This is a genomic window from Pseudomonas sp. JZ114 (assembly GCF_051027705.1).
GTDB lineage: Bacteria > Pseudomonadota > Gammaproteobacteria > Pseudomonadales > Pseudomonadaceae > Chryseomonas > Chryseomonas luteola.
Map to the genome: position 1 here is coordinate 2,397,388 of NZ_CP069256.1, position 26,343 is coordinate 2,423,730.

General features: G+C 53.8%; 30 protein-coding genes and 1 tRNA gene. 19 read left to right on the top strand and 12 right to left on the bottom strand.

Translation table 11 applies throughout. The annotated features are described in order from the left end of the window. Window positions 1–98 precede the first annotated feature (98 nt). Window positions 99–2,288, bottom strand: coding sequence for a peptidyl-dipeptidase Dcp (dcp, locus tag JQR90_RS11085; protein ID WP_010794690.1), 2,190 nt, complete (start codon window positions 2,286–2,288; stop codon window positions 99–101). Window positions 2,289–2,554: 266 nt separating this feature from the next. Between dcp and JQR90_RS11090 the strand changes: the two genes are divergently transcribed. From JQR90_RS11090 to JQR90_RS11130, 9 genes are all read left to right on the top strand, one after another. Then, window positions 2,555–3,061 (top strand): GNAT family N-acetyltransferase, encoded by a 507-nt coding sequence (locus JQR90_RS11090; protein WP_010794691.1) that lies wholly within the window; start codon window positions 2,555–2,557, stop codon window positions 3,059–3,061. A 102-nt stretch (window positions 3,062–3,163) separates the two neighbouring features. After that, the gene (locus JQR90_RS11095) at window positions 3,164–4,759 is read left to right on the top strand and encodes an ABC transporter substrate-binding protein (RefSeq protein ID WP_010794692.1); all 1,596 of its coding nucleotides are present in this window, start codon (window positions 3,164–3,166) and stop codon (window positions 4,757–4,759) included. Window positions 4,760–4,857: 98 nt separating this feature from the next. Then, window positions 4,858–5,058, top strand: coding sequence for a hypothetical protein (locus JQR90_RS11100; protein WP_010794693.1), 201 nt, complete (start codon window positions 4,858–4,860; stop codon window positions 5,056–5,058). Window positions 5,059–5,081: 23 nt separating this feature from the next. Continuing rightward, a complete protein-coding gene (locus tag JQR90_RS11105; RefSeq protein ID WP_010794694.1) occupies window positions 5,082–5,501 on the top strand; it encodes a GNAT family N-acetyltransferase in 420 nt (139 codons plus the stop codon). A 196-nt stretch (window positions 5,502–5,697) separates the two neighbouring features. Continuing rightward, window positions 5,698–6,312, top strand: a complete 615-nt coding sequence (locus tag JQR90_RS11110; protein WP_239382760.1) for a hypothetical protein — start codon at window positions 5,698–5,700, stop codon at window positions 6,310–6,312. A 222-nt stretch (window positions 6,313–6,534) separates the two neighbouring features. Then, a complete protein-coding gene (locus JQR90_RS11115) occupies window positions 6,535–6,966 on the top strand; it encodes a nuclear transport factor 2 family protein (protein WP_434140005.1) in 432 nt (143 codons plus the stop codon). Between the two features lie 90 nt (window positions 6,967–7,056). Then, window positions 7,057–7,794 carry a DUF72 domain-containing protein gene (locus tag JQR90_RS11120; RefSeq protein WP_037029563.1) on the top strand — a complete coding sequence of 246 codons (738 nt, stop codon included), beginning with the start codon at window positions 7,057–7,059 and terminating at the stop codon, window positions 7,792–7,794. 114 nt (window positions 7,795–7,908) lie between these two features. Continuing rightward, on the top strand, window positions 7,909–8,457 hold the full coding sequence (locus tag JQR90_RS11125; RefSeq protein ID WP_010794698.1) for a non-canonical purine NTP pyrophosphatase: 549 nt from the start codon (window positions 7,909–7,911) through the stop codon (window positions 8,455–8,457). A gap of 2 nt (window positions 8,458–8,459) precedes the next feature. Beyond that, window positions 8,460–9,251 carry an SIR2 family protein gene (locus tag JQR90_RS11130; protein WP_010794699.1) on the top strand — a complete coding sequence of 264 codons (792 nt, stop codon included), beginning with the start codon at window positions 8,460–8,462 and terminating at the stop codon, window positions 9,249–9,251. Window positions 9,252–9,277: 26 nt separating this feature from the next. Here JQR90_RS11130 and JQR90_RS11135 read toward each other — a convergent pair whose 3' ends face one another. Next, entirely contained in the window at window positions 9,278–9,991 is a 714-nt protein-coding gene (locus tag JQR90_RS11135) for a glutathione S-transferase N-terminal domain-containing protein (RefSeq protein WP_010794700.1), read from the bottom strand. A gap of 216 nt (window positions 9,992–10,207) precedes the next feature. On the opposite strand from JQR90_RS11135, the gene JQR90_RS11140 reads away from it, so the two are divergent. Then, window positions 10,208–10,444, top strand: coding sequence for a DUF2171 domain-containing protein (locus JQR90_RS11140; RefSeq protein WP_010794701.1), 237 nt, complete (start codon window positions 10,208–10,210; stop codon window positions 10,442–10,444). A gap of 65 nt (window positions 10,445–10,509) precedes the next feature. Here the strand turns inward: JQR90_RS11140 and JQR90_RS11145 are convergent, their stop codons facing one another. Beyond that, on the bottom strand, window positions 10,510–10,764 hold the full coding sequence (locus JQR90_RS11145) for a DUF2789 domain-containing protein (protein WP_010794702.1): 255 nt from the start codon (window positions 10,762–10,764) through the stop codon (window positions 10,510–10,512). A 225-nt stretch (window positions 10,765–10,989) separates the two neighbouring features. Here JQR90_RS11145 and JQR90_RS11150 point away from each other — a divergent pair, with 225 nt between their 5' ends. Beyond that, a complete protein-coding gene (locus tag JQR90_RS11150; RefSeq protein ID WP_010794703.1) occupies window positions 10,990–11,514 on the top strand; it encodes a hypothetical protein in 525 nt (174 codons plus the stop codon). On the opposite strand, the gene JQR90_RS11155 is transcribed toward JQR90_RS11150, so the two are convergent. Next, a complete protein-coding gene (locus JQR90_RS11155) occupies window positions 11,474–12,370 on the bottom strand; it encodes a bestrophin family protein (protein WP_010794704.1) in 897 nt (298 codons plus the stop codon). The two genes, JQR90_RS11150 and JQR90_RS11155, sit on opposite strands and share 41 nt — an antisense overlap. A 411-nt stretch (window positions 12,371–12,781) precedes the next feature. On the opposite strand from JQR90_RS11155, the gene JQR90_RS11160 reads away from it, so the two are divergent. Both JQR90_RS11160 and JQR90_RS11165 read left to right on the top strand, forming a co-directional pair. After that, entirely contained in the window at window positions 12,782–15,217 is a 2,436-nt protein-coding gene (locus JQR90_RS11160; RefSeq protein WP_010794705.1) for a membrane-bound PQQ-dependent dehydrogenase, glucose/quinate/shikimate family, read from the top strand. A 446-nt stretch (window positions 15,218–15,663) separates the two neighbouring features. Next, window positions 15,664–15,876: a cold-shock protein gene (locus tag JQR90_RS11165; RefSeq protein ID WP_010794706.1), complete on the top strand. Its 213-nt coding sequence runs from the start codon at window positions 15,664–15,666 to the stop codon at window positions 15,874–15,876. A 67-nt stretch (window positions 15,877–15,943) separates the two neighbouring features. Here JQR90_RS11165 and JQR90_RS11170 read toward each other — a convergent pair whose 3' ends face one another. Both JQR90_RS11170 and JQR90_RS11175 read right to left on the bottom strand, forming a co-directional pair. Beyond that, complete coding sequence (locus JQR90_RS11170; protein WP_010794707.1) at window positions 15,944–16,174, bottom strand: hypothetical protein; 231 nt, start codon at window positions 16,172–16,174, stop codon at window positions 15,944–15,946. 149 nt (window positions 16,175–16,323) lie between these two features. Beyond that, the gene (locus JQR90_RS11175) at window positions 16,324–16,665 is read right to left on the bottom strand and encodes an I78 family peptidase inhibitor (protein ID WP_010794708.1); all 342 of its coding nucleotides are present in this window, start codon (window positions 16,663–16,665) and stop codon (window positions 16,324–16,326) included. Between the two features lie 529 nt (window positions 16,666–17,194). Here JQR90_RS11175 and JQR90_RS11180 point away from each other — a divergent pair. The 4 genes from JQR90_RS11180 to JQR90_RS11195 all read left to right on the top strand — a co-directional run bounded on the left by JQR90_RS11180 (window position 17,195) and on the right by JQR90_RS11195 (window position 19,387). After that, window positions 17,195–17,431: a hypothetical protein gene (locus JQR90_RS11180; RefSeq protein ID WP_010794710.1), complete on the top strand. Its 237-nt coding sequence runs from the start codon at window positions 17,195–17,197 to the stop codon at window positions 17,429–17,431. Between the two features lie 416 nt (window positions 17,432–17,847). Next, window positions 17,848–18,081: a hypothetical protein gene (locus tag JQR90_RS11185; RefSeq protein WP_010794712.1), complete on the top strand. Its 234-nt coding sequence runs from the start codon at window positions 17,848–17,850 to the stop codon at window positions 18,079–18,081. Window positions 18,082–18,214: 133 nt separating this feature from the next. After that, window positions 18,215–18,529, top strand: a complete 315-nt coding sequence (locus tag JQR90_RS11190; protein WP_010794713.1) for a hypothetical protein — start codon at window positions 18,215–18,217, stop codon at window positions 18,527–18,529. 165 nt (window positions 18,530–18,694) lie between these two features. Further along, a complete protein-coding gene (locus tag JQR90_RS11195) occupies window positions 18,695–19,387 on the top strand; it encodes an endonuclease (RefSeq protein WP_010794714.1) in 693 nt (230 codons plus the stop codon). A 65-nt stretch (window positions 19,388–19,452) separates the two neighbouring features. Here the strand turns inward: JQR90_RS11195 and JQR90_RS11200 are convergent, their stop codons facing one another. The 6 genes from JQR90_RS11200 to JQR90_RS11225 form a co-directional block, all read right to left on the bottom strand. After that, window positions 19,453–19,674, bottom strand: coding sequence for a hypothetical protein (locus tag JQR90_RS11200; RefSeq protein WP_073450168.1), 222 nt, complete (start codon window positions 19,672–19,674; stop codon window positions 19,453–19,455). Between the two features lie 385 nt (window positions 19,675–20,059). Then, entirely contained in the window at window positions 20,060–20,407 is a 348-nt protein-coding gene (locus tag JQR90_RS11205) for a hypothetical protein (protein ID WP_010794716.1), read from the bottom strand. A 164-nt stretch (window positions 20,408–20,571) separates the two neighbouring features. After that, a tRNA-Val gene (locus JQR90_RS11210) sits at window positions 20,572–20,648 on the bottom strand. 602 nt (window positions 20,649–21,250) lie between these two features. Next, window positions 21,251–21,766, bottom strand: a complete 516-nt coding sequence (locus tag JQR90_RS11215) for a DUF2937 family protein (protein WP_010794717.1) — start codon at window positions 21,764–21,766, stop codon at window positions 21,251–21,253. Between the two features lie 43 nt (window positions 21,767–21,809). Beyond that, window positions 21,810–22,583 (bottom strand): class II glutamine amidotransferase, encoded by a 774-nt coding sequence (locus JQR90_RS11220; RefSeq protein WP_010794718.1) that lies wholly within the window; start codon window positions 22,581–22,583, stop codon window positions 21,810–21,812. A 246-nt stretch (window positions 22,584–22,829) separates the two neighbouring features. Then, window positions 22,830–23,297 carry a hypothetical protein gene (locus JQR90_RS11225; protein WP_026004109.1) on the bottom strand — a complete coding sequence of 156 codons (468 nt, stop codon included), beginning with the start codon at window positions 23,295–23,297 and terminating at the stop codon, window positions 22,830–22,832. A gap of 130 nt (window positions 23,298–23,427) precedes the next feature. Here JQR90_RS11225 and JQR90_RS11230 point away from each other — a divergent pair, with 130 nt between their 5' ends. Then, window positions 23,428–25,449, top strand: coding sequence for a S9 family peptidase (locus tag JQR90_RS11230; protein ID WP_010794720.1), 2,022 nt, complete (start codon window positions 23,428–23,430; stop codon window positions 25,447–25,449). 135 nt (window positions 25,450–25,584) lie between these two features. Continuing rightward, window positions 25,585–26,343 carry an SRPBCC family protein gene (locus JQR90_RS11235; protein ID WP_010794721.1) on the top strand — a complete coding sequence of 253 codons (759 nt, stop codon included), beginning with the start codon at window positions 25,585–25,587 and terminating at the stop codon, window positions 26,341–26,343.

The following is a 26,343-nucleotide window of genomic DNA, read 5'->3' on the forward strand; positions in this document are numbered from 1 at the left end:
CGCGGCTCGGCATAGGATAAAAAGATGCACTTTAAGCCTAGGCCATGAATGCTGGCAGCAAGACGGACCTTCCAGGCCTATCTACTTATAAGGCAAGCTCAACCCTGGCTATCACCTTTCAGGCCGCGGTTAATCAGCATGGGCTCGATATCCGGTTCATGGCCCCGCCAGTCCCGGTAGACCTGCTCCAGATCGGTGCTGTTGCCACGAGAAAGAACCATGTCGCGGAAGCGTTGGCCGTTTTCAGGAGTAAGGCCGCCGTGTTCTCTAAACCACTCGAAGCCATCATCGGCCAGCATCTGTGTCCACAGATAAGCGTAATACCCTGCCGCATAGCCATTGCCCCAGATATGCATGAAATAGCTGGATCGGTAGCGAGGCGGCACATAACTGAGGTTTATGCGGTCCTTCTCCAGCGCAGCCTTTTCAAATGCGTCAACGTCTTGCTGAGGCGCTTCAGCTGCAATCATGTGCCAGTGCATGTCGAGTAGCGCAGCGGCCAGGAGCTCGGTCATGTCATAGCCCTTGTTGAAGCGAGACGCGGTCTTGATCTTCTCGACCAGCTCGGCGGGCATGGGCTTGCCGGTTGCGTAGTGCTTGGCATAGTTGGCGAACACCTTGGGGTCTTCCGCCCAGTGCTCGTTGATTTGCGAAGGAAATTCGACGAAATCGCTCGGCGTATTGGCGCCCGAAATACTGCCGTACATCTGGTCGGCGAACATGCCGTGCAGGGCATGACCGAACTCATGAAACAAGGTTATGACATCGTCCCATGAAAGCAGCGCCGGCTGGCCTGGAGCAGGCTTGGTGAAATTGCAGACGTTATAAACAACCGGCTTGGTGCCCAGCAGCCGGGACTGATCGACGAAGTTACCCATCCAGGCACCGCCACTCTTGTTATCCCGAGCGAAGAAATCGGTGTAGAACAAGGCCATTGAAGAGCCATCCTTGTCGAACACCTCATAAACCTTCACATCCGACTGATACACCGGAATGTCCGTCCGCTCCTTGAACGTAATGCCGTAGAGCGCCTGCGCTGCGTAAAACACCCCATTCTGGAGCACATTATTAAGCTCGAAATACGGGCGAATCTGTGACTCGTCCAGATCGTAACGGGCCTTGCGAACCTGCTCCGCATAATAAGGCCAATCCCAGGCCTGCAACTTGAAGCCGCCCCCTTGCTTGTCGATAACGGCCTGAATATCCGCCGCCTCGCGCTTGGCTCGGGCTGTGGCCGCCGGCGCGATGTCCCGCATGAAACCTAGCGCAGCCTCTGGCTTCTTGGCCATCTGATCCTGTAGCTTCCAGGTCGCATAATCCGGGAACCCCAGCAGCCTGGCCTGCTCGGCTCTCACCTTGGCCAGACGCGCGATAAGCGAGCGGGTATCGTTGGCATCGCCCCTCTCGGCCCGATTCCACGAGGCATCGAACAAGGCCTTACGCGTATCGCGGTTGGCAAGAGACGCTAGCCAAGGCTGTTGCGTGGTGTTCTGAAGAGTGAGCAGCCATTGCTGGTCCAGATGACGGTCCTGGGCTGCCTGTTCGGCTGCCTTGAGCTCAGGCTCAGAAAGTCCCTCAAGCTGATCCTTGTTGCTGACAGCCAGGGCCCCGTTCTTGGCTGCAGCCAGCAGCCGATTCACAAACTGGGTAGTGAGCGTTGCCGCCTCCTGGTTGAGCGATTTGAGCTGGGCCTTATCAGTCTCAGACAGCCGGGCACCTGCCAATACGAAATGCTGATGGGTAATCTCGATAAGCCGCTTGTCCTCGGGTGTCAGATCAAGCGTTTCGCGCTGGTCGTAAACGGTCTGTAGACGGTCGAACAATGTGCTGTTGAGCGTGATCGCATCACCCAGTGCAGCCAGCTTGGGCGACTGCTCTTCATTGATCCGCTGAAGCGTGTCGGACGTATTGGCACCAGTGAGCGCGCTAAAAACTGTCATGACCCTGTCCAGCAGGGCTCCGGCTTTTTCCAGCGCAACGTAGGTATTCTCGAAAGTAGGCGGCTCGGGGTTGTTGGCAATTTGCTCGATTTCAGCCAACTTTTGCCGGATGCCTTCTGTAATGGCGGGCTCGAAGTCCGACTCCTTGATCAGGTCGAACCGAGGTGCCTGAAAGGGCAATGCACTCTCCTGAAAAAAGGGATTCGCCTGAAGGGCCGAGCCGTTCTTATCTGCCATGTTGACCTCCTGTACCGTCGTTCCGGCTTCAGTAACAGACTGGGTTTCGTTAGCAAGGGCATAGCTGCCAAGGGACGTACTGATAGCCAGAAACAGCAAAGATAGACGCATTAATGCTTACTCTCCCTATTTTTCTTATTCCATGCAGCCACGACGCGGTCATACAAAATAGCGCGTCACATTGGGCACAGCGTAGTTTCAAATTGGCAGGCGAGTCTTGGCGATTGAACTCGAACAAAACGGTGTGAACCGCAGACCGCAATTTGTTATAAGCAAAGAAACCCGTCTGGGCCGGGCCTTGAGATAGTATCGCCTGCCCAAGGGATGCACTAGTCTTAAGAACTGCCCCTATCGTTTCAGCCTAATGGAAAGCCGCCATGCCTGTACGAGCAGCCACGTCTGAAGATGCCTCCGCAATCGCCATGATCCATATCGAATCCTGGCGCGCCGCCTATCAAGGCATCATGCCTCAGGCAGTGCTGGATAACCTCCAATACGGGTCCAGATATGCCCATTGGAAATCAAGACTGGAAGCGGAAAATGCTCCGATATGGGTTGCTGAGCGCAGCGGGTCAGTAGCCGGCTGGATGGCGTGCGGCCCTGACCGTGATTGGCCGGAAGAGGCCTCCAGGCGAGAAATTCATGCGATCTACATAGCCCCACGGCACTACCGTACCGGCCTCGGAACAGCGCTGTTACGGCATTATTTCTCTTCGCTGGAGTTGCCCGCTGTTAGTTGTGTATCCCTCTGGGTATTACAGGACAACCTTGCAGCAATGGCTTTTTATCGACAGCACGGCTTCGACCATACAGAAGCCCGTAAAACCCTATCAAGAGGTGGGGTCGACCTGACCGAAGTGAAGCTGACCAAGCGGCTTATCTGACGTGACCCTTGAAATATCTGCTTTCATTTAAATCCTGCCGGTATTCCTGAGCCGCGGTAGCGTACGCGTTTCGCTGAACCTCACGCTTCAAGGAAACGGCTCATGTTCAAGACGCTTTTTACGGCGTTGGTCACGGCTGGCTGCGTGTTCAACGTTTTATCTGCCCAGGCTGCAAGCAACCTGGTCTACTGTTCGGAAGGCAGTCCAGCAGGATTTGACCCCGGCCTGTACACAGCGGGAACCGATCATGATGCTGCGGCCAGTACGTTGTTCAACCGACTGGCCGATTTCGAGCGAGGCGGCACCAAGGCCATTCCTTCCCTTGCAGAGCGTTGGGACATCAGCGAGGACGGCAAGACCTATACCTTCTTTCTACGGCAGGGCGTGAACTTCCATACGACGGACTATTTCAAACCGACCCGCCCCTTCAATGCTGATGACGTCCTGTTCACCTTTCAACGCATGCTGGATAAAGAGCATCCGTTCCGCAAGGCCTATCCCAGCGAGTTCCCCTACTTTACTGGCATGAGTCTGGACAAGAATATCGCCCGGGTTGAAAAGGTGGACGAGCATACAGTTCGCTTCATGCTGAATGAGCGCGACGCTGCTTTTGTGCAGAATTTGGCGATGCGGTTTGCCGGTATCCATTCAGCCGAATATGCCGACCAGCTGCTCAAACAGGGCAAGGCTGAACAGATCAACCAGAAGCCTATCGGTACCGGCCCCTTCGTCTTCAGTCGCTACCAGAAAGACGCCATGATCCGTTTCAAGGGCAACAAGGATTACTGGCAACCGGGACAGGTCAAGCTCGACAACCTTATCTTCTCGATTAATACCGATTCTGCCGTGCGGGCTCAAAAGCTGCGCACAGGCGAATGCCACGTCAGCGTTTACCCTAATCCGGCGGATATTGCCTCGCTGGAGAAAGACCCCAACCTGAAGGTCATGAGTAGCCCTGGCTATAACATTGGCTACCTAGGCTATAACGTTCAGCATCCGCCACTGGACAAGCTGGAAGTCCGCCAGGCGCTCGACATGGCGATCAACAAGCAGAACATCATTGAAGCCGTTTTCCAGGGCGCAGGGCAGCTTGCCGTTAACGGGATGCCGCCCAGCCAGTGGTCCTACAACGAAACGATAAAGGATCTGCCGCGCGACCCGGTCAAGGCCAAGGAGCTTCTCAAGCAAGCTGGCGTCAAAGAAGGCACAAAGATCACCTTATGGGCTATGCCGGTCCAGCGGCCGTATAACCCGAACGCGCGCCTGATGGCCCAGATGATCCAGAACGACTGGGCCAAGATTGGCATTAACGCCGAGATTGTGACGTACGAATGGGGCGAATACCTCAAGCGCGCCAAGAGCGGCCAGCAGGACACCATCCTGGTGGGCTGGACAGGCGACAATGGTGATCCGGACAACTGGCTGGGTACGCTGTATGGCTGCGATGCGATTGGCAGCAACAACTACTCCATGTGGTGCGACAAAACCTACGATGACCTCGTGAAGAACGGCAAGCGTGTCTCCGATCAGGCCGAGCGGACCGAGTTTTACCGTCAGGCTCAGGTGCGCATGAAGGAACAGATCCCCAATACCCCTATCGCCCACTCCACGGCGTTCATGCCCATGCGCAAGAATGTGCAAGGCTATGTAATGAGCCCGCTGGGCCATAACGCTTTCGTTGGGGTCAGCGTTGACTGATGTCGATACGGCGAGCCGTTAATCGCTCGCCGTGTCGCTCGCGGTAGGTAAATACGTCGGTTCGGTTTTATCATGACGGGTTGCTGCAAGAGATCATCATGAGCCGAGCCGATTTTCATCAAGCACATGCCACACAAGCCGTTGCCGAGGCACAGCGCCTGCTCTCCAGACGAGACGAAATGGGCGCACGCTGGCTACCCTGGGTCGCTACTGAGCTCTATAGCCTCAGCCCTACTGAGTACGCCTCGATGGTGAGGCGTGTCTTGGAGCAGCTGGCCGGTAATACGCCCAATACCTGAATGCTATTTGTCCTCAAAGAGCTATGAGCGAACTGCAGTACGGCCCCCTCTTACCTGAACTCCGCCCGCTTATCGACAAGTTTTATCGCGCCCATGGCAGCACCATGCGAACCGCCAGAGGCGATGGCGTGCGCTATTGGGTAGCCCGGCGACAAGGCATTCTCGGTGTCCTGAACCTTAGTCCCATCGAACAGGGCTTTTGGCTGACGGGCCTCTTCGTTTCACATGAGGAGCGCGGTCAGGGTATTGGTGGCAGATTGCTGGAGCATGCCGTAAACCATGCGGCATCGCCTGTCTGGCTGTTCTGCCACCCCGAACTCGTCCCTTTTTACCAATCCAATGGATTTCAGACACTAGCATCCTTGCCTGAGTCGCTTAGCGATAAACTCCGGCGCTATCAGCAAAGCAAACCCTTGATAGCCTTGGAATACAGCCCGTCGTGATTGCCTTCTGATTCATGTTTCGGTCACATGATGAAGCTATGTTGAAGAAGTATATTACGGCTGCGGCAGCCTCTTGCCCGCACAGTCGCCCTGCTATCCGTTTCGCGCAGATGGAAATTTCTTTGCCAGCCTTGAAGCAAAACGGTTGGCTTCGGGTCTTAAGACCATATAGTCCAGACGCGCGCCAGGAGGCCCCATGACTTCGCACCCCCAGCTCCACGGTACCGGTTTTCTCCTTTTGCTAAAGCGTCTGGTCTCCAAGCGCACCTTCGAGGATATTGATCGCCAGCTTGAGCAACTAGGTACCGAATTCCCCCTGTTCGACCATCCGCCACTGAACATCGACCAGGAAGGCGCAGAAAGCCTTGAAGGGCTTGGTATCCGGGCGTATCAGTTCCAGGTCATGAGTTGTCACCAAGGTAAAATGGGTTTGGGTGCCGCCTTGATGAAGCTGGGCTTTACTCCCGTTTCGAGCACTCCTGAACAGACGCTGTATCGCAACGAGGCGGGTGAAAAACTGATGCTGCGCATGCAGTCCGAATTTGGCGGTGTGCTGCTCAATCTGGTCACGGACTCACCCGCTCTACTGACCTCTATTCATGCACAAAAAATTGCACCGCCAGCTCCCTGGCAGGCATTTCCTACAGTCGATGTGGGTTGCATGGATACGCTACAAGGCGAGCTGGCGTTCTGGTGGAGTCAGCACTGGACGCCTTATTGGAGCCGCCTGGATGAAAACGAGCGTCTTCAGTACCTGCAACTCAACAACGTGCCCGCTGCCTGGAAAGATTTCCTTTCGCTACACGCCTAAGCCACCCTGCTTTGCTGCTTGACGAGAACCTTTTCGCTCAAGCAGCGCTTGCTCTGTTGGCAAAAACAACACGCCAATTGACGCCCTCTCGTGAAACGTCTACAACACATCATGTTGTACGACGACTTATGACCGCTGTGCCTCTTCCATACTCGAACGAGATCTACAGCCATCACGTACAACGATCCATTCCGCATCGCTTACAACAACAAGGAAATGCTCATGCGAAATATCAAGCTGATCGTTGGCTTTCTGTGCCTTTTCAGCGGCTATGCTATGGCCGCCACGTCTTCGGATGAAACGGCGGTAGCTGAGGCCGTGGTCAAGCTTACCCAGGCCATGTGGCACAAGGATATTGCCAGTCTGAATGCCCTGACGGCCGAAAATCTTACCTATGGCCATTCCAGCGGCAACATCCAAGATAAGAAAGCATTCATTGCGGATATCGAAACAGGCAAAAGCGCATTCAAAGAGCTGAAAATGCTCAACCAGAAAATCACAATGTCGGGTGATGTGGCCCTGGTTCGCAATCATTTCTCTGCACAAGCCATCAATAGCGGCAAGTTGACGCCTACTGAAATTGAAAACTTTCAGATCTGGCAAAAACAAAATGGAAAATGGCTGTTGATCGGCCGTCAGGCTTTCCGCTTCTAACCAGGCACCTGCCGCTTCCCCACTACGAAGCGGCAGGATCAATCACCTGATCCGTTAGTCAAACACAGATCAGACACGACTGGCTTAAAACTGATCTTGAATACACTTCCCTACATTGGATGTGCTGGCTGGAGCCTGCCGCGTTCACAGTGGCCCGACTTTCCGGCAGAGGGCACCCACTTGCAGCGCTACGCTGCCCGCTTCAATACCGTTGAAATCAACTCTTCGTTTTACCGCCCTCACCAACCGGCGACCTACGCCAAATGGGCTGACTCGACGCCAGAGGGTTTTCGCTTCGCAGTAAAGGTCCCCAAGCAGATCACTCACATTCAGCGCCTCGCTCACGGCGGAGCACTGTTGAACGGCTTTCTGTCGGAGTGCAGTCACTTGGGAGAGAAACTGGGCTGCCTGCTGATCCAGCTTCCTCCTTCACTGGCATTCAAGGCAGAACTTACCCGTGACTTTCTGGAGGATCTTAGGGCTCGCTACAACGGACACGCCGTTCTTGAGCCCCGCCATGCCAGCTGGCAACGTGATGATGCCCAGTCCATGCTGATGGCTTATCGAATCGGCCAAGTAGCTGCCGATCCCTCTCCATTGGCGAACGGCAACATGCCCGGTGCATCGCCGGAGGTGGTCTACTACCGCCTTCACGGCTCGCCCCGGATCTATCACTCCTCCTATACCCATGATGCCCTTGCGTCTCTGGCCCAGACCTTGGCACATCATCATGGACGGAGCGTTCCCACATGGTGCATTTTTGATAACACCGCCAGCGGCGCAGCCGTACCCAACGCACTGGACATGCAACGTCTGCTTGCAGGCTGATGGCGTATGCCGACCGCCGGACCTTTTGAAGGCGAACCCTTGGTTATCCACTTCCCTCTAAATCAGAGAGGTAGCGAGCCGCCCTGAGAATCGTAATGCCTTTGCAGGCCAGCCATGAAAATTCGATTTATTTCCAGCAACACGCGAAAGATTGAAGAAGTCTCTCACCTGCTCGCCAGAACGCGAATCGAGATTGTCCCCTACCAGATCAAAATCGATGAACTGCAAACCGAGGATGTGTGCCAATTGATCAGCGACAAGCTGCTCAAAGCCTTCCGCCTCGTTGGGAAGCCTGTATTCGTTGAACACACCGGGCTTTACATCAAGAGCCTGAATGATTTCCCTGCCGGCCTTACACAGCTCTTCTGGGACAAGCTACTGGCAGAACGCTTCTCCTCCGTCATAGGCGGCCTTGAAGATCCCTCAGCCGTGGCCAAGACGCTGATCGGCTACTGTGACGGTCGCAAGAAATACTTCTTTGAGGGTGCCGTTCCTGGGCGAATCACAGAGCAGCCGGCCGGTGATAGCAGCTTTGAATGGGATTGTGTGTTCATGCCTGATGGCCTTGATCAAACCTTTGCCCAATTGGGGCCACGCAAGCATGAGTACTCCATGCGACGGCAGGCGCTGGAAAAATTCGTCAGCTTTATCGAGGAGTCCTGAAAATGGAAAGCCTCAAGGACGCTTACCGTAGCAATCGGCTGATCCTGTTCGTAGGGGCTGGAGTATCGGCCAACCTTGGCTTGCCGCCCTGGAAACAACTGATCGAAGAAGTTGCCGTCCAGCTGGATTATGACCCGGACGTCTTCAATACCTACGGCAACTTTCTTGCGCTAGCCGAGTATTACCGTATCAAGAAGGGCAACATCGGTGCGCTCAGAAGCTGGATGGACCGGGAGTGGCATAAAGATATCGATATCACGGCATCAGAAATACATCGGCTGATCGTACAAGGCCGGTTCTCAGCGATCTACACCACCAACTACGACCGCTGGCTGGAATATGCCCACGATGCCTATCAGCGAGAGTACATCAAGATCGCCAATGCCAGCGATCTGGCCAAGGCGCAGGACAACATCAGGCAGATCATCAAATTTCATGGGGATTTCGACGATGACTCGTCGATTGTGCTGGCCGAAACAAGCTATTACGAACGGCTTCAATTCGAGACGCCGCTCGATATCAAGCTGAGAGCCGACACACTGAGCAAAGCCGTTCTGTTCATTGGTTACAGCCTTTCGGATACCAATATCCGGCTGCTCTTCCATAAGCTTTCAAAGATGTGGAGCAAGTATGAGCCCTCCGGCGTCAGGCCCATCTCCTATGTCTTTTCCCATATGCCCAATCCGGTACAGGAAGAGATCCTGAGCCAGTGGGGCATCCGCATGATTTCGTCAGACCATGACGATCCCGGCCATGCCCTGACGTGCTTTCTCAAGGAGCTGGTCGATTCCTGATGAAGCAGGCATCCATGCCCCTGCCCTTACAACGAGCGAGCGTACTGACCGCGGCCGAACATGCGGTCATAGTCATCCGGTGTGGCTTCTGAACGCGAGGCCACGCCTTCCGCCTGAATCTCCTTGGTCATCTCGACCAGTCGAATGGCAGCAGGTCGCTTTGAAATCTCGCCCAACCAGCGTGTCAGATGGGTATAACGCTCATGGGGTAAGCCAAGGAACTCGAGAATGGCCATCCAGGGATACGTCGCGATATCGGCAATCGAATAGGTATCGCCGCCCAGATAAGAGTGGGTAGCCAGACGCTGGTCGATAAGCTCAACCAGGCGCAGCGCCTCAGTGGTATAGCGCGAGCGCGCGTAGTTGGAGACTTCAGGCTCGAAGCGCGTAAAGTGGACATACTGACCGAACATGGGGCCGACTCCAGTCAACTGGATCATCAACCACTGCATGACGTCATAACGTGCCGTACCGCTTGCAGGCAGAAACTTCCCCGTCTTCTCAGCAAGGTACTGCAGGATTGCACCCGACTCGAACACACGATATGGCTCCCCGCTCGGTCCGTCAGGATCGATCAACACAGGAACCTTGCTGTTCGGATTGAGTGCCTTGAAGGTATCGGTGAACTGTTCCCCCTTCCAGACATGTACATGCTTGAACCGGTAAGCCAGTTGCAGCTCCTCCAGCATCAGCACCACTTTCAGGACATTGGGACTACCCATGCCATAGAGTTCAATCATTACGTTTGCTCCTTATCAGGTCCGTTCGCTACAGCCTTGGACAATGCTGTACATCAGTCAGAAAAAGGGGGTATCGGACAGTTCTGCTCGCTCATCAGGAGAGTTGAAAAATGCCTCCTGTCGCTCACTCAGAACGTTAGCCATTCGGCAAACCTCTGAATAGATAGCGGATGACTACCTACAGAACCCTTTGTCCTATTTGCCGGAGAAACCTACATGGTTGATGTCGATAAAATCCCTGTTCAAGCGGACGTACTAGGCTCCGATGGTCAACACGTCGGCAAGGTCTATGACATTGTGGATCGCAATAAACTCAAGCTTGAGCGAAATGATCCAGATGCTCAGGGGCAATATCACCTGATTCCTCTAGAATGGGTGGCCCGCGTAGACGGCGCTATCGTCCACCTGGTACGAACATGCGAAGAGGCACAGCGGGATTGGCAGACGGGATAAGCAGGAATCTGAAAAGCAAAACGGTGGGCCGAAGCCCATCGTTTTATCACCTCCCAGAATACCATTCAGGTAGCTTGAGACGGCTTATTCTCGTGCAGCAATACGTTGAGTTCATCAACGATCGGCTCCCACTCAGCATCGTTCATGATTTCCTCTTTCAGAAACGCCGCCTGGCCTGGTGTCCAGAAAGGTGCTTCGGAAATCTTGACGTCATCGGGAAGCGGATAGTGCTTGGCGACAAACGCGTCAATACTGGCCTTATCTGAGTCCAGACCCAATTGATCGAATAAGGTCGTGAGATCTTTTACAGGAAGTTCCATAGTCATCTCTCCAGGCTTTCAAATCAGTTCGTAGCAAACTGGGACGTAATGCAGTGTCGTCACTTAATCGCTTACGAAGCATTTACCAATAGAGAGGCAGCTGAGCGCATCGGTTCAATCAGGGGCCATCAGCAGATGCATTTGATCTGGAAGCAGCCGAGCGAGTGAGAAAGATCACAAAAACGTAGTCATACCGTCATAAGAGCTTAAAAAGGCGGCCTGCATATGCGCTATCAAAAACAAGCGGTTGCGCTCGTAGTGGCTTGGTTCATGGTAGGTGGTTTCGCCCACCTGTTCATGGCCGGCTTTTTCGTCAAACTTGTCCCCATCGACGTACCCTACCGGTTTGCCATCGTTTGCTTTGGCGGCATTCTGGAAATGGTGGTAGCGGTTGCGGTGCTCTTCAAAGAGCTTCGTCGTTACGCGGGCAGCGTTCTCTTTGTCTGTACGCTCCTTATGCTGCCTGTACACTTCTACACCTGGCAACATGCGGGCCTGTTTCCAGCGCTTCCTGAGTGGGTCCTGGCAGTACGTCTTGTACTGCATGCGCTTTTTCCAATCGTCATCTGGTATGGCTGTATTCATTACACCCCACCTGCCGAATTGGTAGACAGCAAAAAAGGGGCTGATGAAGGTGTCCACGGCCAGCTCCAGACTGGCGTTGGCCAGCCTGTTATGCGCACCGTAGGCGTAACGCCGGCTTCCAATGCTACTCAGTGGAGCGAACAGAAGCGTTCTCCGACTCCCTGAACATAGACGAAAGATTCTTCTCGATGTTCGCGCAGAGATCGGTCATCTGTATCTGGTGCTGGCTTTCGGAAAACGGGCTTTGTAAATCAGTTCCGATTTTTTCAAGCGCGAGCAACATAAAGCCCACTACCGTAGAGGCCAGAGGTGTAAACCAGCCTAACGACTCTACCAACCCTACCGGGACGATCAAACAGAACAGCGAGATGAACAGGCGTGGAAAGTACACATAAGGATACGGCAACGGAGTATTAGCGATGCGCTCCATACCTCCCTGCCAGTTGGAAATATCCACCATCGTCGATTCAAGACGTGCCAAGCGTATGCTGTCCAGACGCCCTGCCTTGTACTCCTGGGCAATCAAAGCTGCCGAGCCGCTTAGGATGTCGTTGGGAAAATTATTGGTATCACCGCTTCGAGCCACTTCCTCAGCAGGCAACAACTCTGCAAGTCGCTCTGGAATCGGCGCCTTCTTGAGATGCGCGGCTAAAGCATTGACATAGGCCACATGGCGGCGAAACAGCACCTCCTTGATAGGGTTTAAAGCATCGCCCGGATCATCAACCAGAATCAGAACCTGACGGGCAAAATTGCGCGAGCTGTTAACCATCCCTCCCCATAACGTACGAGCTTCCCACCAGCGGTTGTAAGCGCTGGTGTTCCGAATACTCACCAGCATGGCCAGGGCCGAGCCCAGCAGCGTCAATGGCATCGAAGGAAGGCTCATTCGATCATCGACGAACAGCATGAAGTCAACGGTGACAACAATGTCCCAGATAAGCAGCCAAAACAGCGACCAACCTGTATAGGAAAGGGTTTTATGCAGGAATCGGTACTTACGGCGAATAAGGGTTGGCAATGCAGCGCTACTCCAAAATAAAAACTTACTAGCGCTATGACCACTGTGTTTGAAACCTGGCTCACGAAAACCATCTCAGGAAGTTGATTCAAGATCCTTCCGGGTCAACCTAATCCGAGAGATGTCCTCTGATCGCAGCGGCAATGGAGACAGACCAACATGACTTATTGCGATCATTTTTTGACGATTCACGGCCGAATTTCAAATATACGTAATAATTCAAACCATCTCTCACTTTCGCCTTTGCACAAATCCACAAAACACCTTTGCCTAACTTGAATATGCGCAGAGGGTGACAGACGGTATAAGATTGCTGTTATAAGAATTCCAACATCCTTCACCGTGCAACTCCCGGATGGCCCTTGTGGTCCAGTCCGGTGAATCCTATTTTAAGAATTTGGTATTGCCTTCATGAACGAAACGACTGGACCGTTTGCAAAAACGCGTCTTTTTTCTACGTTAGTCGGCATCGTCCTTGTGTTGATTGGTCTCGCCATGCTTGTAGGTGGCGTCAAACTGATCACTGTAGGAGGATCCTTCTATTACGCCCTCGCGGGTGCCGGTATTTTCATCACTGGTATCCTTCTCGTGCTTGCCCATCGTGCAGCACTCCCATTGTTTGCGCTCGTTCTGTTTGCCTCAACGCTGTGGGCGCTGTACGAAGTCGGTCTGGACTGGTGGCAACTGGTTCCACGTCTGGCACTGTGGTTTGTAGTAGGCATCGTTCTGCTTTTGCCATGGATACGTCGCCCCATGGCACGTAAGGCGGGTGTCAGCTCAGTAGGCGCCATGCCACTGACCGGCGCGGTCGTTCTGGCCGGTGCTGCTGCAGTCGCCAGTCAATTCACCAATCCACATAACATTGAGGGCAGTCTGGATCGTGCCAGTGCAGGTACAGTGAACGCTGCCCCCACCATGCCCGATGGCGATTGGCAGTCGTATGGGCGTACGTCATTTGGCGACAAATATTCCCCGCTGAATCAGATCACCCCGGAAAACGTGAATCAGCTGGAAGTCGCCTGGACCTATCGTACCGGCGACATTCCCGGGCCGAACGATCCGCAGGAAACCACGGCTGAAAATACGCCCCTCAAGGTCAATGGAAAGCTGTACGTCTGTACGCCGCACAGCCAGGTCATTGCCCTGGACCCCGACTCCGGCAAGGAGCTATGGCGCTTTGATCCCAAGCTGAGCACTCAGAGTGCCGACAGCTTCAAGGGCTGGGCACACATGACCTGCCGTGGCGTGGCCTACCATGATGATGCCGCCTATGCACAGGCGGATGCTCAGGACAATGCGCAGGCAGCGTCTGCCCCAGCAGAGGCTACACCGGTCAGCAACTCCTGTCCTCGCCGTCTGTTCCTGCCCACCGCCGATACTCGCCTGATCGCCATAAATGCCGACACGGGCAAAATGTGCGAAGACTTTGGCGACAAAGGTTCCATCAACCTGGGCGCCAACATCGGCGGCTTCACTGCTGGTGGCTACTACTCCACCTCGCCGCCGTCAGTTACCCGTGACCTGGTCATCATTGGTGGCCATGTAACGGATAACGCCTCTACTGACGAGCCTTCCGGCGTTATTCGTGCCTATGACGTGCACGACGGCCACCTCGTCTGGAATTGGGACAGTGGCAACCCTGAAGCTACCGAGCCGATTCAGCCAGGCCAGACCTACACCCGCAACTCTGCGAACGTATGGTCCGTCATGTCAGTGGACGAAAAGCTGGGCCTGATCTACCTGCCAATGGGTAACCAAACGCCGGATCAGTACGGTGGCATGCGTACGCCAGAAGCCGAGAAATACAGCGCCGGCGTTGTCGCTCTGGATGTCAATACGGGTAAGGTACGCTGGAATTACCAATTCACTCACCACGACCTGTGGGACATGGACGTAGGTGGGCAGCCCACGCTGATGGATATCAAGACGGCTGATGGCATCAAGCCGGGCCTGATTGCATCCACCAAGCAAGGCAGCCTCTATGTGCTGGATCGCACCAATGGTCAGCCCATCGTTCCCATACACGAGACACCCGTTCCGCAGGGCGCAGTGGAAGGCGATCATACGTCCCCCACGCAGCCAATGTCCGAACTCAACATGATGCCGCAGACACTCAAGGAAGCGGACATGTGGGGTGTGACACCTCTGGATCAGATGCTGTGCCGTATCACGTTCAAATCGCATCGCTATGAAGGCATCTACACTCCGCCTTCCCTGCAGGGTTCGATCGTTTATCCGGGCAACTTCGGTGTATTCGACTGGGGTGGCGTCGCTGTGGATCCTATCCGTCAGGTGATGTTCCTTTCGCCTAGCTACATGGCCTTTACATCCAAGCTCGTCGCACGCGAGGACGTCGAGGGCGGTCCGGCTCGCAAGAGTGAGACAGAGGGCGTTCAGCCAAACAAAGGCGCACCGTACGGTGTGATCATGGGTGCACTGCTGTCCCCGATGGGCCTGCCTTGCCAGTCACCACCATGGGGTTATGTGGCTGCTGTCGACATGACCACCAATCAGGTCATCTGGAAGCACAAGAACGGCACTGTTCGTGACAGTGCGCCTGTTCCAATGCCGCTCCCCATGGGTGTTCCAGCATTGGGTGGGGCTTTCATGACATCCAGCGGCCTGGCCTTCCTGAGCGGTACGCTAGACCAGTACCTGCGTGCCTACGATGTTCGTAACGGTAAGCAGCTGTGGGAAGGTCGCCTGCCTGCAGGTGGCCAGACAACCCCCATGACCTACACCGGCAAGGATGGACGTCAGTACATCCTGGTTTATGCGGGTGGGCATGGCTCTCTAGGTACTCGTCAGGGCGACTATGTAATCGCCTTTGCACTGCCTCAGAAGTAAAAGCCTGATAGCAGGCGGGGCTTATCTGTAGCCCCGCCTGCCTTCACCCTTCAAGCTGACATCTCTTCAAACTGCCCCGCCTTACGCCCTTCTCTTCCAACTGTCGTTTCGCTGTACCAGACGTCACATTTTCAAAAAAAAATAGATCACTGTACTTTTCTTTGAATTTTTAGCCAGTTCAAGGAAATAAATACGTTTTTTAGTGGTCTATATCGCTGACCGGACAGCCTGCAATCATGGGTTTGATCATTAGATGAACTTTTGGTCTTTTCAAATGCTCATATATGATCGTAATATGATCCTGCTGTGCCCGTGCATTACTGTGAATCGCAACATGGTGTTTAGATACAGATCCAACATCGTTACGACTCCGTTACACTCAGTGCTCAGTCTCGGTCAAGACTTCCCTTTACCGAAACTTAATTTTTGAAAAGGTAAAAAACACCATGGCTAATCGCGAAACCGGTACTGTTAAGTGGTTCAACGATGAGAAAGGTTTTGGCTTCATCACCCCGTCCTCCGGCGGTGCTGATCTGTTCGTTCACTTCCGCCAGATCAAGGCTGCTGGCTTCAAGAGCCTGAAAGAAGGTCAGGCTGTATCTTTCGTGGCTGCCAAAGGCCAGAAAGGTATGGAAGCACAAGAGGTTGAAGTGGTTTAATCCACTTCCCTTGAAAAAGCCCCGTCCATGACGGGGCTTTTTTTATGCCTGAATCAAATGCAAAGGCTTAGTCAAAAAGGGGTTGGCTATCTGCGCTAATACCTGTCATTTTCTGCAGGATCTCATCCGCCGCACGCTCGGCCTCCATAAGGTCCGTAAAGGTACGGTCTGTCGCTACTCGGTGCAGAGCTTCCTCTTCCTTTCCATGCCCTTGTATGGCAATAAAGGCTTCGATGCCTGTTTCGCTTTCTACCGCACTTGCCCAGGCGCGATGATCGCCAAAGATTCGCAATCCCATTAATCTCTCCTCTCGTCTAATCCGTGTTCATAAGATAGACACAGGCCAAAGCCATCCTATCCACAACGAGAGTAGATTGATCGATTCAGAGTAGACTCAGGCAGACCAACCTGATCAGAGGCATCAGTGTTGGCCCGCCCTCGGATGTATCAGCCACAACGAGCCGTCTTGATCACAAGCGCCTCATCAGTGGTAACCGTCAGGCGCTCCGAGTTGAAATCCATCGTCATGGCATCATCCGGACGCACAAGACGTGTAATCCTTGCACCAGAGCGCTCTTGAAGCTGCTTGAAGAGTTCAGGAGTAGCCGTCTTACCTACCGCATATTGTGCAGCATCGGAATTACAACCACTTCCAAGTGCGGATGATGATGCAGTCGCATCACTGCTTCGGGTACGTTCGTTACTGCCAGACTCTGGAGAGCTGCTACAGGCACTTACAAGAACCAAGGAAGAAATTAACGCTGCCAGGGAACTCAACTTCCAAGTCATTACACTGCCTTATCGTTTACATAAAGCTCTACCATACGGACTCGAAGCACCCGGCAACAAGGGCTACTTTGTAAATATGGCTTACCGTCTTCAAGAGGGAGCGTGCGTGCTCCACCGTACCAGAAAGAAACCGACCAGTAGCAAGAAGCCAACAACCAAGGTATTAAGCTCGAAAAGACTTTGAATACCTAGACGGGAAGCAATGCGGCGAGCTATGAAATAGCGCCATGTCATTTGAGGGCCAAACATGGCCATCAGAAGACAGACAAAGAGAATCCCTTGAACTACCCATCGGCATGTATACATGCAGCATTAAACCCTCTCCTAAATTAGGGCGAGATTTTCAGTGCGCCTATCAATGCTCACAATTCACATCAGTCGAAAGTGTGACGTACTTACCTTAGCAAAATGCAAAACCCATGCGTTTACGCCTGGAAGCCATTCAGGCTGCCTTTGTAAGGAATGAATTCATTATTAGCCCGTCAAAAGAGATGGCTTCATCGAATTACACCACTAAGGGAGTACGATCATGAGCAATGCAGGCAACCTGGTTATTACCTATGAAGAGGCAGGAGAACCAAGAGAACTGGCAATAGCCGACGCGCCGGCTGATGTCGATGAAGGCACTGTCCTTTTATACGTACTGAAACAGCATGGAGGCGAAAGTCTGGAACTGGATTTCCCCCCCTATAGTGACGAACTCAACAAGCGTCGTCTGCGTGCACAAAAGCTCAACCTGCTTAACATCGACTGGGCTTATCGCTAGGCATCCGCCTGCCCTGCTAGATGGGCCTTGCTACGCTTGACAGCCTGTCCTGCTTTTTCGAATCATGCACGACTCATTTATAAATCAGTTCGTTATAAATGAGTCGGCAACGTCTGGTTATTTGTTCTCTGCCTCCTCATCAGACTCCAGAGGAACAGGAGCCTCTTTAGGGTTAGGCTGAATCTCAGGGTCGACGTCGATCTGGTCAGGATTTATATGATCAGTTTCAGGCATGTTGGCATCTCCAAGAAGTAAGCAGCAATATTTTGGGCATTCATACCGGGTATTGGTTCTTACCTTTCTCTGCCCTTAAGCGCGTTATAATGAGAATAGAGGCAAGCCAATACGCATCGAGTCATGTCTTTCGTATCGCCTACTGCCGATCAGCATTCATTCGCTTTACCTAGAGAGTCCATATGTTACGCACAGTATTGTTTTTGGCGTTGACTGCATTCATCGCCTGCGCCTTTGGGATGTTACTTCTGGGTAATGCCTACTGGTTTACAACAGGCGGCTGTCCTTCGCATGGCGGTGTTGCTGAAATATGTGATCAAACCAAAGCCAGAATTCAGTTGGGCTTCGGTATTGCAACGATGATTGTGGCCACTATCGCCATGATTGTCTGCATCGTTAGAGACACCAGAAAATAGAGATTCTTAACGGCTTTAACCTGCAAAATAGATATCTTTAACAATTAAAGGCTCAAACAGCGCTTCCTATCGAACTACTGTATAAACTTAATGTCAGTGTGCCATCCTAAATAGTCGTTCTAAGCATACTGACATGCAACCCTCTCGCTACGATGCCGCCCGCTCCAGAATACAAGCTGCCCTGGCACCCTTGGAATGCCATTTCACCAACCGTGATTCTCGCGGTACCTTTGCCTTTAAAGCGATAGATCCTCAGGGAGTTATCCACTTTGAATCCGGGCGTATCCGTACCGCGATCTACTGCAATCCTACTTCCCTACACCACCTTCTGGTCGCCGCCCGTAAAAAACTGCTGGCTCAAAACATTGAGCTGGAGTCCTGGGACGAGCGCCTTACTCTTGAGATGATTGGGCAGTGGGAAAAGGCAGCCAAGCGTACACGTCGCTAATCCTGTCGCTAGCGGGTTACATGACAGTAAGTCGCTAGCAATTACCCTCTCGCCAAATAGCTGTCTATCCATACAGTGAACCATTTCTCATTTTAGTCCTACTGCCTTCCTCAAACCCAACGCTGCCCGTTACCATCCGCGCCGATTTACTTATCGAGCACGGCCATGTTTCGTATTTTTTCTCTGATTTCTTTCTTCTTTTTTATCATTCCGGCTCATGCAGAAGCGCCTCGCACGTTTCGCGAAGCCAAAGTGATAGGCGCCAAAGTCTACAAGCAGCAACCTGTAGATTTTTATTGCGGCTGCCACTACTCCGGCAAGACGGTGGACCTGAAAAGTTGTGGCTATGTGCCCCGCAAAAATGCAACCAGAGCCTCTCGCATCGAGTGGGAGCACATCGTGCCTGCCTGGGTTATCGGCCATCAGCGCCAGTGCTGGCAAAAAGGAGGGAGAAAAAACTGCACTTCAAGCGATCCGGTTTACCAGAAAGCCGAAGCTGATTTGTTCAACCTGGTACCAGTCATTGGTGAAGTGAATGGCGACCGCAGCAATTTTTCGTTCGGCTGGCTGCCACAGAAACCGACCCAGTATGGAGCCTGCCAGATGGTGGTCGACTTCAAGGCCAAAAAAGCCATGCCCCGCCCAGAAATCCGCGGCATGATTGCGCGCACCTACCTATACATGAGCGAACGGTATGACTTGCGCTTATCCAAGCAGGACCAACAGTTGTATTCAGCCTGGAACAAGCAATACCCGGCCGAGCGGTGGGAGCGCCAACGAAACCAGCGCTTGGCGTGCATTATGGGTCACGGCAATAAATACGTTGGAAACGTCGATCTCAAGGCCTGTCGTACCTAAGATCACTGATCATCCTGTAGCGCTGACTGCTAACCAACGCTACAGGACAGGCGACTTGAAAGAGTTCAGGCAGGAGGGGAAGAGGAAAGAATCTGAATAGTCATTGCTACCAGAAGTGTTACGAGACCAAAGAGAAGCAGTACGACCCGCCCCCACCATGTATGGTTATTTTTGACACCCACGATCAGCGCTATTCCCAGAATAGCCAGCGTAGCCGGCAGGTAACGAACCGCCCAGAGCATTACCCAAAAAATCCTTTCCCACACGTGGATCAACACGTCCTGCATTCCTACTTCCCGCGAAGAGTTATTGTCAGGCTTTCATTTTACAGACCGGACACTCATGCACCCAGCCTGAACGCCTACCGATGCCGCGACCATTCATCTGCCATTGCGGCCGCCCTTACCTGCCCACTTCAAGTTTCGCCTGTTACGCCGATATGTCATGTAGCTCAGGCATATTTCCGGCCTTAATGCCCCACTCATCACATAGCGAATTCATGCAGGTAGTCACTCGCGATGATCAGTAAAAAGCCCTTCACGCCCACCGAAAAATTTCTCTACGTTTCCGTCCCGGTCGTTTGGGTCATTTTATTCGGCGCACTTTTCTCATACCTCTAGATGGCTGAGTGCGTGCTCTCGAAACAACCTAAAGGGCACGCTGCTTAACCCGTTAGTCAATGCAATACTTAACCGCCTCGCGAACATCGCTGGGTCGAAGAGGATTGTTAGCCATGCGTTCGTGCAGTGTGATGTGACTGCCACGAGAGCTATCGTCTACATGGATAACCGCAGCAGGAATAGAAGAAACCTTGGATGGCACAATAATTCTTTGCTCGCTAGCTGTTCCTGCCAGCGTTGCAGGCGCCCGACTTTTAGCCAGTCGATCAACCAGGCATTGGGTATAGGCCTGAACGTCCTTACCTGATCTGACATCCATTGAAGGCGGACTTTGCTCCAGATCTTTTACGCTTGCACACCCGGCGAGTAGAAGCACGGCTCCTACACAAAACCATTTCATTACCCACTCCTGGCACCGTGACTCGTCAGTCAGAAGACCTGACGTTATACGTCAATTTGAGAACATTATTGAGCTGTGTTTGAGACGAAATGTTTTAACGACCCAAACAAAAAAGCCGATCCTTTCGGATCGGCTTCTTGCCCCGCCAGCAGTGCGGGAATATTTGGTAGGCACGATTGGACTCGAACCAACGACCCCCACCATGTCAAGGTGGTGCTCTAACCAGCTGAGCTACGTGCCTGCTGTGGGTGCGCATTTTACGGAATCAGACTGGGTCGTCAAGCCTTTTTTCTTCTAAATTACTGAAAAGACGAAAATTTATTGGCATAGCCTGAAATCAGGTAATCCCCCAGTGAGAGAACTGAACCTTAAATGGCTTGGCAACCGGATAGGCTAGATCTTCTCCCTTGCATACCGATAACCTCCGCTCAAACAGCTCCTCAGCCAACTTGATGACTACAGTAACTTTCGCCTACGGAGAAACCTGTTGCCTCTGCCAGAGGCCGCGCAAGTCTGCCATTCCACCATACCCTGGGACGATGGCCTATCACCTCGCGCCCTGCCTTGCGCCCTTCTTCAGCGACTCGCTCAGTCGACCGCGGACTTGTATCTTTCAAAGCCACTACCGGCTCATCTCTACACTTGGCCAACGCATACAAAGTACCTATGCCGTATCGGTCAAGAAGATGCTCGGCAGTGATACAGATGTGGATCAGCGTCATTGTTATCACGAAGCGTACTGAAATCAGGCTCACCAAAGCAGGCGACTGCGGTCGATAGAGGCAGTTGCCCACACTGCAGGCTGAGCGACACAAAAAGGCCGGAATTTTCCGGCCTTTCAATTTAGACGAGACGTCGCGCTGGCCTACGCCGCGGCATGATAAGTACAGCCAATGCCAAGGCGATGGCCTCGATGATCCAGGACAGTAAAAAGGCACAGGCCAGCCCCCAACCGATACATTCAGGCGTCAGGACAACCTGATAACGGTAGCCTTGCCACGTCTCTTCAAGTATTGCTGGGTTAGCCTTGGTAAAGACATGCCAAGCGCGCTCATACCAGCGGCCCTGCAATGCCTGCCATTGCGAATCGAGCATTTGCTCACGGCGCATCAGCATGCCAAAGCTATCGGCATCGCTCTGGAAGACCGGATCATCACTGGCACGATAATGGGCTACCAGACGATCCATATCACCGCCAAAAAACTCGCCTGCCGTTTTGCGATACCCTTCCAACGCCTGATGGGCTTCAAGGCGATGGGCCTCGATACGCTGGCTGTAATCAGTGATAAACCCTGGTATCTGCACACCAACCAGAAGGCCTAGCGCAAACAGGATTAGCCGGATGTAACTACGCAGCATCATAACTCCTTGCGTATTGAATGGCAGGCTTCGCTACAACCGTTTAGACCCGCCCCTGGGTGACGATTTCGCCATCCCACCATAATTTCCACTCACCAGGCTGATGAAGCGCCCAGGTTTCGTTGGCCGTCAAAGGCTCTGTCGCAATCACTGTAACCACATCATCAGGCGTTGTTTCAGCCTTGAAATCTACCGTCAGGTCGGCGTCCTTCAAGTGCGCCGGACCAAACGGGGCCCGTCGCGTAATGTGGGCCAGCTTGGTCGAGCAAAACGTGAACAGCCAGTCACCATCACTCAGCAGGCAGTTGAACACACCAAAGCGGCGAAAGTGATCGCAAGTTCCGACCAGAACAGGCAGGAGCATTTCGACAGGCACCGGATCGGGAAAACGCCGCCTGACCTCATTGAGCAGATAACAGAATGCCGCCTCACTGTCCGTGTCCCCTACTGGCTGGAACAGACCGGGATCCGGTGCGAACTCGTTGAGTTGGCCATTATGGGCAAAACACCAGTAGCGCCCTCCCAGCTCCCGAACGAAAGGGTGTGTATTGGCAAGGTTTACCGAGCCGACGTTGGCATGGCGAATATGCGCGATAACCGTGCGACTCTTGAGCGGATAGCCCTGGATCATGCGAGCCACTTCGGAATCCGCTCCCGGCATGGAATCCTTGAACATGTGCAGTCCGCGTCCTTCGTACAGCGCCACGCCCCAGCCGTCCCGGTGGGGGCCGGTACGTCCTCCTCGCTGCATCAGCCCTGTCAGGCTGAAGGTGATATCGGTAGGAACATTGGCACTCATGCCCAACAATTCACACATATCCTGACCTCATTCGATACGGCACGAGAGATGCTCTAATAGCAGGCCCTCTGCCAGACAATGAGTATGTCCAAGAAACAGTTTCGAATCAGCTGTTTGACGACGATACGGCAATAAAACGGCTACCTGACGGTACTCCCGGCGGCTTCCTATCATTCACTTGTCTTATGAACATACATAGAGATGGACCCAGCCAGACGGAGAACATTCGCCCCAGCCTGCAAACAGACAAGGGCGGCGTGATAGCTACAGGCGCGGCTCGATGCGCGTACGACGCTCTGGGACCCGTGATGGTGGGGATGATGGCGAGGGGTTGTTCGCTGCCGTGGGAGCAGGCTGGTCGGCAGGCGGTGGTGTCTGGTTGGCAGCCTCATCATTGCGTCGGGAGCGTTGAAACAGCCAGCGGATCAGCGCGAAGATGAAATATGCCGCGAATGCGATACACCCATACAGCGCCATTTCCGCCACAGCCCGCCAGGCGCTGTTTCCTACATGGAAGCCGAGATCCATGACGACAATGGCGCTGGAGGGTGCGTAAAAGCTGTGCTCAGGGTCTGCTATCGTCGGAGAGAACAGTATCAGGGCAACAATCAAACGGATGGGTTCTCGCAGCCAACGCCACATCCAGCCGGTCGCTTTGAAACACACCCATAGACAGCCTAGTGCGGCAACACCATAGACAGCCCAGGCAATCAGGTAATCGTGCTCAGTCATTTCGATACATGGCGGGTCTATAAAAAGGATGCCTATGATAGCGACTTTTGCACGGTTGGGCGCCCCTACTCGCGCCCTGCCCATGCACAGACACCTCAAAACCGGTCCACCGACACCTAAGGAGTCACCCATGACACAACCTCCTCTCGCTCAACGTACGCACGGCGCAGATCCCTACGTTTGGCTGGAGAAACGCGATGATCCTGAAGTGCTGGCTTATCTGAAAGCTGAAAATGCTTATCTGGACGAGGTGTTGCAGCCGGAAGCCGCGCTGCGTGAGACACTTTTCCAGGAGATCAAGGGACGCATCCGGGAGACGGACCTGTCACTGCCGGTACCGTACAAAGATTATCTCTACTACCACCGAACCCGCGCCGGTGATGAATATGCGCGCCATTACCGCTGCCCTCGCCCCCGGGACGGCTCGCTGACCATCGATGAGCCCCAGGAGGAATTGCTACTCGACGCCAATGAACTGGCCGGTGGTGGATTTCTGTCAATTGGCCGTTTCACGCTCAGCCCTGATCAGACCAAGCTGGGTTACAGCCTGGACCAGACTGGTGACGAAACCTATCGTCTATTTATAAAAGACCTGGCATCAGGCGACTTGACCGAACTTCCTTTCAATGACTGCGATGGCAGCATGACCTGGGCTGGCGATAGCCAAACCCTGTTTTTCGGAGAGCGTGACGAGGCTCATCGTCCTCACAAGCTCTATCGCTATCGCCTGGGTGACCAAGAGGCGCAAATGGTCTTTCACGAGACGGATGGCCGCTTCTTTATTGGATGCTACCGCTCAAGCTCCGAGCGCAAGCTGATTCTCCTTTCCCACAGCAAGACCACCAGTGAAGCCTGGGTCATGGACGCGGACCGGCCAAGCGAGGCTTTCGTCTGTGTAGCCCCTCGTCAGGAAGGTCATGAGTACTTCCCTGATCATGGAGCTGATGGCTGGATGATTCGAAGCAACCAGGCAGGTATCAACTATGCCCTGTATCAAGCGCCAGATGACATGCCCAGCCGCGAGCACTGGGAGCTGCTGGTTCCACATGATCCCGAGCGCATGCTCGAAGAGGTAAACCTCAATGCCAACGGCTATATCCTGAATCTGCGCGAGTCAGGTCTGCCGGTGCTCGAGGTACGCCCCAAAAACGCACCTGCCTATCGGGTACAGTTACCCGACGAGATTTACAACCTTGGGATGATCGACGTGCTGGAGTTTGACAGCCCGGTCATGCGTTTGCGTTATGAGTCACTCAATCGCCCTGCACAGGTACGCCAACTAGACCTTGCCACCGGCGAACAACAGGTCTTGAAGGAAGTCCCGGTAGAGGGGCCGTTCGACGCCGACGACTATGTCAGTCGACGTTTGTGGGCTACGGCGCCAGATGGCACACAGATCCCGATCAGCCTGGTCATGCGCAAGGATCGGGTGGGCCAGCCTACCCCGTTGTACCTGTATGGTTATGGCGCCTATGGTCACAGCCTCGATCCCTGGTTCTCCCATGCGCGCTTGAGTCTGCTGGACCGTGGCTTCACCTTTGCCATCGCACATGTGCGAGGCGGTGGTGAATTAGGTGAGGCCTGGTATCAGGCGGGCAAGCTGGAAAACAAGCAGAACACGTTCGATGACTTTATTGCCTGCGCCGAACACCTGATCGAGCAGAGCCATACCACCGCCTCGCAGTTGTGCATCAGCGGCGGTAGTGCTGGCGGCCTGTTGATTGGCGCTGTGCTCAATCAGCGGCCTGATCTGTTTGCGGCAGCCATTGCAGAAGTCCCGTTCGTGGATGTGCTTAATACGATGCTCAAGCCCGACCTTCCCCTGACCGTCACCGAGTACGATGAATGGGGCAATCCAGGTGAGGCCGATGTATACGCCCGCATCGCTGCGTATGCGCCTTACGAAAATGTAAAGGCCCAGGCTTATCCAGCCTTGCTGGCCGTAGCAGGCTATCACGACACTCGCGTGCAGTACTGGGAAGCGGCCAAATGGGTAGCCAAGCTCAGAGCCACGCGCACGAATGATGCCTTGCTGCTACTCAAGACCGAGTTTGGCGCAGGTCACGGCGGCATGAGCGGCCGTTATCAGGCGCTACGTGACGTAGCACTTGAGTACGCTTTCCTGCTCAAGGTTCTTGGACTGAGTCACTGATACGCTTCCAGCAGGCAGAGCATCAGACCCTGCCTGCTGGAAACGCTCCGATCTGTTAACCAGCTATCGATCCCACCGGAACAGCTTTGTCTTGGCGCGGTCTTTTTGTAATTGCCTGTCATCAAGGAGCTTGCCATGTTGGGCCGCCGTGCTACCCGGAACAGCCATCTTTCAGACCGCGTGCAAAATGTGGGGGGACTTGAGCGTGTTGCCTCCCTGACAGGGGGTGGCCTGCTATTGATCAAGGGACTACGACAGGGCGGCCTGCTCGGGGTTGCCAGGATGGCGGTCGGGGCGTTGGCACTTTACCGAGGTTATTCAGGGCATTGTGCTGCCAAACAAGCGTTGAGCCATAGTGAGTTTGAACGCCAGCTGATGCGCGACTATCACTGGAAAAATGCCAAGACCGAGTCTTGCTGTGTGGTTATCAATCGACCCAAGGACGAGCTCTATCAGTTTTGGCGCAACTTCAAGAACCTGCCTGCATTCATGGAGCTGATCCAGCGCATCGACATCCTGGACGACAAACGCTCTCACTGGGTGATTCAAGGCCCAACCGGCCCGCTGGAGTGGGATTCAGTCATCACGGAGGACGAGCCTGGCAACTTGATTGGATGGCGCTCCATCGCCGGCGGTGATCTCAATACGATGGGCTGGGTAGCCTTCAATGAGCGTCCTGATGGCAGTACCGAAGTCGAAACCCTGATTGCCTATGATCCGCCAGGCGGCGTACTGGGGCACAGCCTCGCCAAGATCATGAAACGCGATCCGGCGTCACAGGCTTCCCGAGACCTGACTCATCTGAAACGCTTGATGGAAAGTGCGGCCAGCGCCACGCAGACGGTAACCGTTACCGGAAACGCATCGCTGACCGATCCGTCCCCGGTGGGCTGA

Bases quoted from the DNA above. Each gene is read 5' to 3' on its own strand.
- JQR90_RS11100 (WP_010794693.1), top strand. From the start codon at position 4,858: ATGAGCCGAGCCGATTTTCATCAAGCACATGCCACACAAGCCGTTGCC.
- dcp (WP_010794690.1), bottom strand. From the start codon at position 2,288: ATGCGTCTATCTTTGCTGTTTCTGGCTATCAGTACGTCCCTTGGCAGC.
- JQR90_RS11110 (WP_239382760.1), top strand. From the start codon at position 5,698: ATGACTTCGCACCCCCAGCTCCACGGTACCGGTTTTCTCCTTTTGCTA.
- JQR90_RS11160 (WP_010794705.1), top strand. From the start codon at position 12,782: ATGAACGAAACGACTGGACCGTTTGCAAAAACGCGTCTTTTTTCTACG.
- JQR90_RS11105 (WP_010794694.1), top strand. From the start codon at position 5,082: ATGAGCGAACTGCAGTACGGCCCCCTCTTACCTGAACTCCGCCCGCTT.
- JQR90_RS11170 (WP_010794707.1), bottom strand. From the start codon at position 16,174: ATGGGATTGCGAATCTTTGGCGATCATCGCGCCTGGGCAAGTGCGGTA.
- JQR90_RS11195 (WP_010794714.1), top strand. From the start codon at position 18,695: ATGTTTCGTATTTTTTCTCTGATTTCTTTCTTCTTTTTTATCATTCCG.
- JQR90_RS11190 (WP_010794713.1), top strand. From the start codon at position 18,215: ATGCAACCCTCTCGCTACGATGCCGCCCGCTCCAGAATACAAGCTGCC.
- JQR90_RS11180 (WP_010794710.1), top strand. From the start codon at position 17,195: ATGAGCAATGCAGGCAACCTGGTTATTACCTATGAAGAGGCAGGAGAA.
- JQR90_RS11175 (WP_010794708.1), bottom strand. From the start codon at position 16,665: ATGACTTGGAAGTTGAGTTCCCTGGCAGCGTTAATTTCTTCCTTGGTT.
- JQR90_RS11215 (WP_010794717.1), bottom strand. From the start codon at position 21,766: ATGCTGCGTAGTTACATCCGGCTAATCCTGTTTGCGCTAGGCCTTCTG.
- JQR90_RS11125 (WP_010794698.1), top strand. From the start codon at position 7,909: ATGAAAATTCGATTTATTTCCAGCAACACGCGAAAGATTGAAGAAGTC.
- JQR90_RS11230 (WP_010794720.1), top strand. From the start codon at position 23,428: ATGACACAACCTCCTCTCGCTCAACGTACGCACGGCGCAGATCCCTAC.
- JQR90_RS11115 (WP_434140005.1), top strand. From the start codon at position 6,535: ATGCGAAATATCAAGCTGATCGTTGGCTTTCTGTGCCTTTTCAGCGGC.
- JQR90_RS11220 (WP_010794718.1), bottom strand. From the start codon at position 22,583: ATGTGTGAATTGTTGGGCATGAGTGCCAATGTTCCTACCGATATCACC.
- JQR90_RS11185 (WP_010794712.1), top strand. From the start codon at position 17,848: ATGTTACGCACAGTATTGTTTTTGGCGTTGACTGCATTCATCGCCTGC.
- JQR90_RS11095 (WP_010794692.1), top strand. From the start codon at position 3,164: ATGTTCAAGACGCTTTTTACGGCGTTGGTCACGGCTGGCTGCGTGTTC.
- JQR90_RS11135 (WP_010794700.1), bottom strand. From the start codon at position 9,991: ATGATTGAACTCTATGGCATGGGTAGTCCCAATGTCCTGAAAGTGGTG.
- JQR90_RS11150 (WP_010794703.1), top strand. From the start codon at position 10,990: ATGCGCTATCAAAAACAAGCGGTTGCGCTCGTAGTGGCTTGGTTCATG.
- JQR90_RS11145 (WP_010794702.1), bottom strand. From the start codon at position 10,764: ATGGAACTTCCTGTAAAAGATCTCACGACCTTATTCGATCAATTGGGT.
- JQR90_RS11165 (WP_010794706.1), top strand. From the start codon at position 15,664: ATGGCTAATCGCGAAACCGGTACTGTTAAGTGGTTCAACGATGAGAAA.
- JQR90_RS11205 (WP_010794716.1), bottom strand. From the start codon at position 20,407: ATGAAATGGTTTTGTGTAGGAGCCGTGCTTCTACTCGCCGGGTGTGCA.
- JQR90_RS11225 (WP_026004109.1), bottom strand. From the start codon at position 23,297: ATGACTGAGCACGATTACCTGATTGCCTGGGCTGTCTATGGTGTTGCC.
- JQR90_RS11200 (WP_073450168.1), bottom strand. From the start codon at position 19,674: ATGCAGGACGTGTTGATCCACGTGTGGGAAAGGATTTTTTGGGTAATG.
- JQR90_RS11235 (WP_010794721.1), top strand. From the start codon at position 25,585: ATGTTGGGCCGCCGTGCTACCCGGAACAGCCATCTTTCAGACCGCGTG.
- JQR90_RS11140 (WP_010794701.1), top strand. From the start codon at position 10,208: ATGGTTGATGTCGATAAAATCCCTGTTCAAGCGGACGTACTAGGCTCC.
- JQR90_RS11130 (WP_010794699.1), top strand. From the start codon at position 8,460: ATGGAAAGCCTCAAGGACGCTTACCGTAGCAATCGGCTGATCCTGTTC.
- JQR90_RS11090 (WP_010794691.1), top strand. From the start codon at position 2,555: ATGCCTGTACGAGCAGCCACGTCTGAAGATGCCTCCGCAATCGCCATG.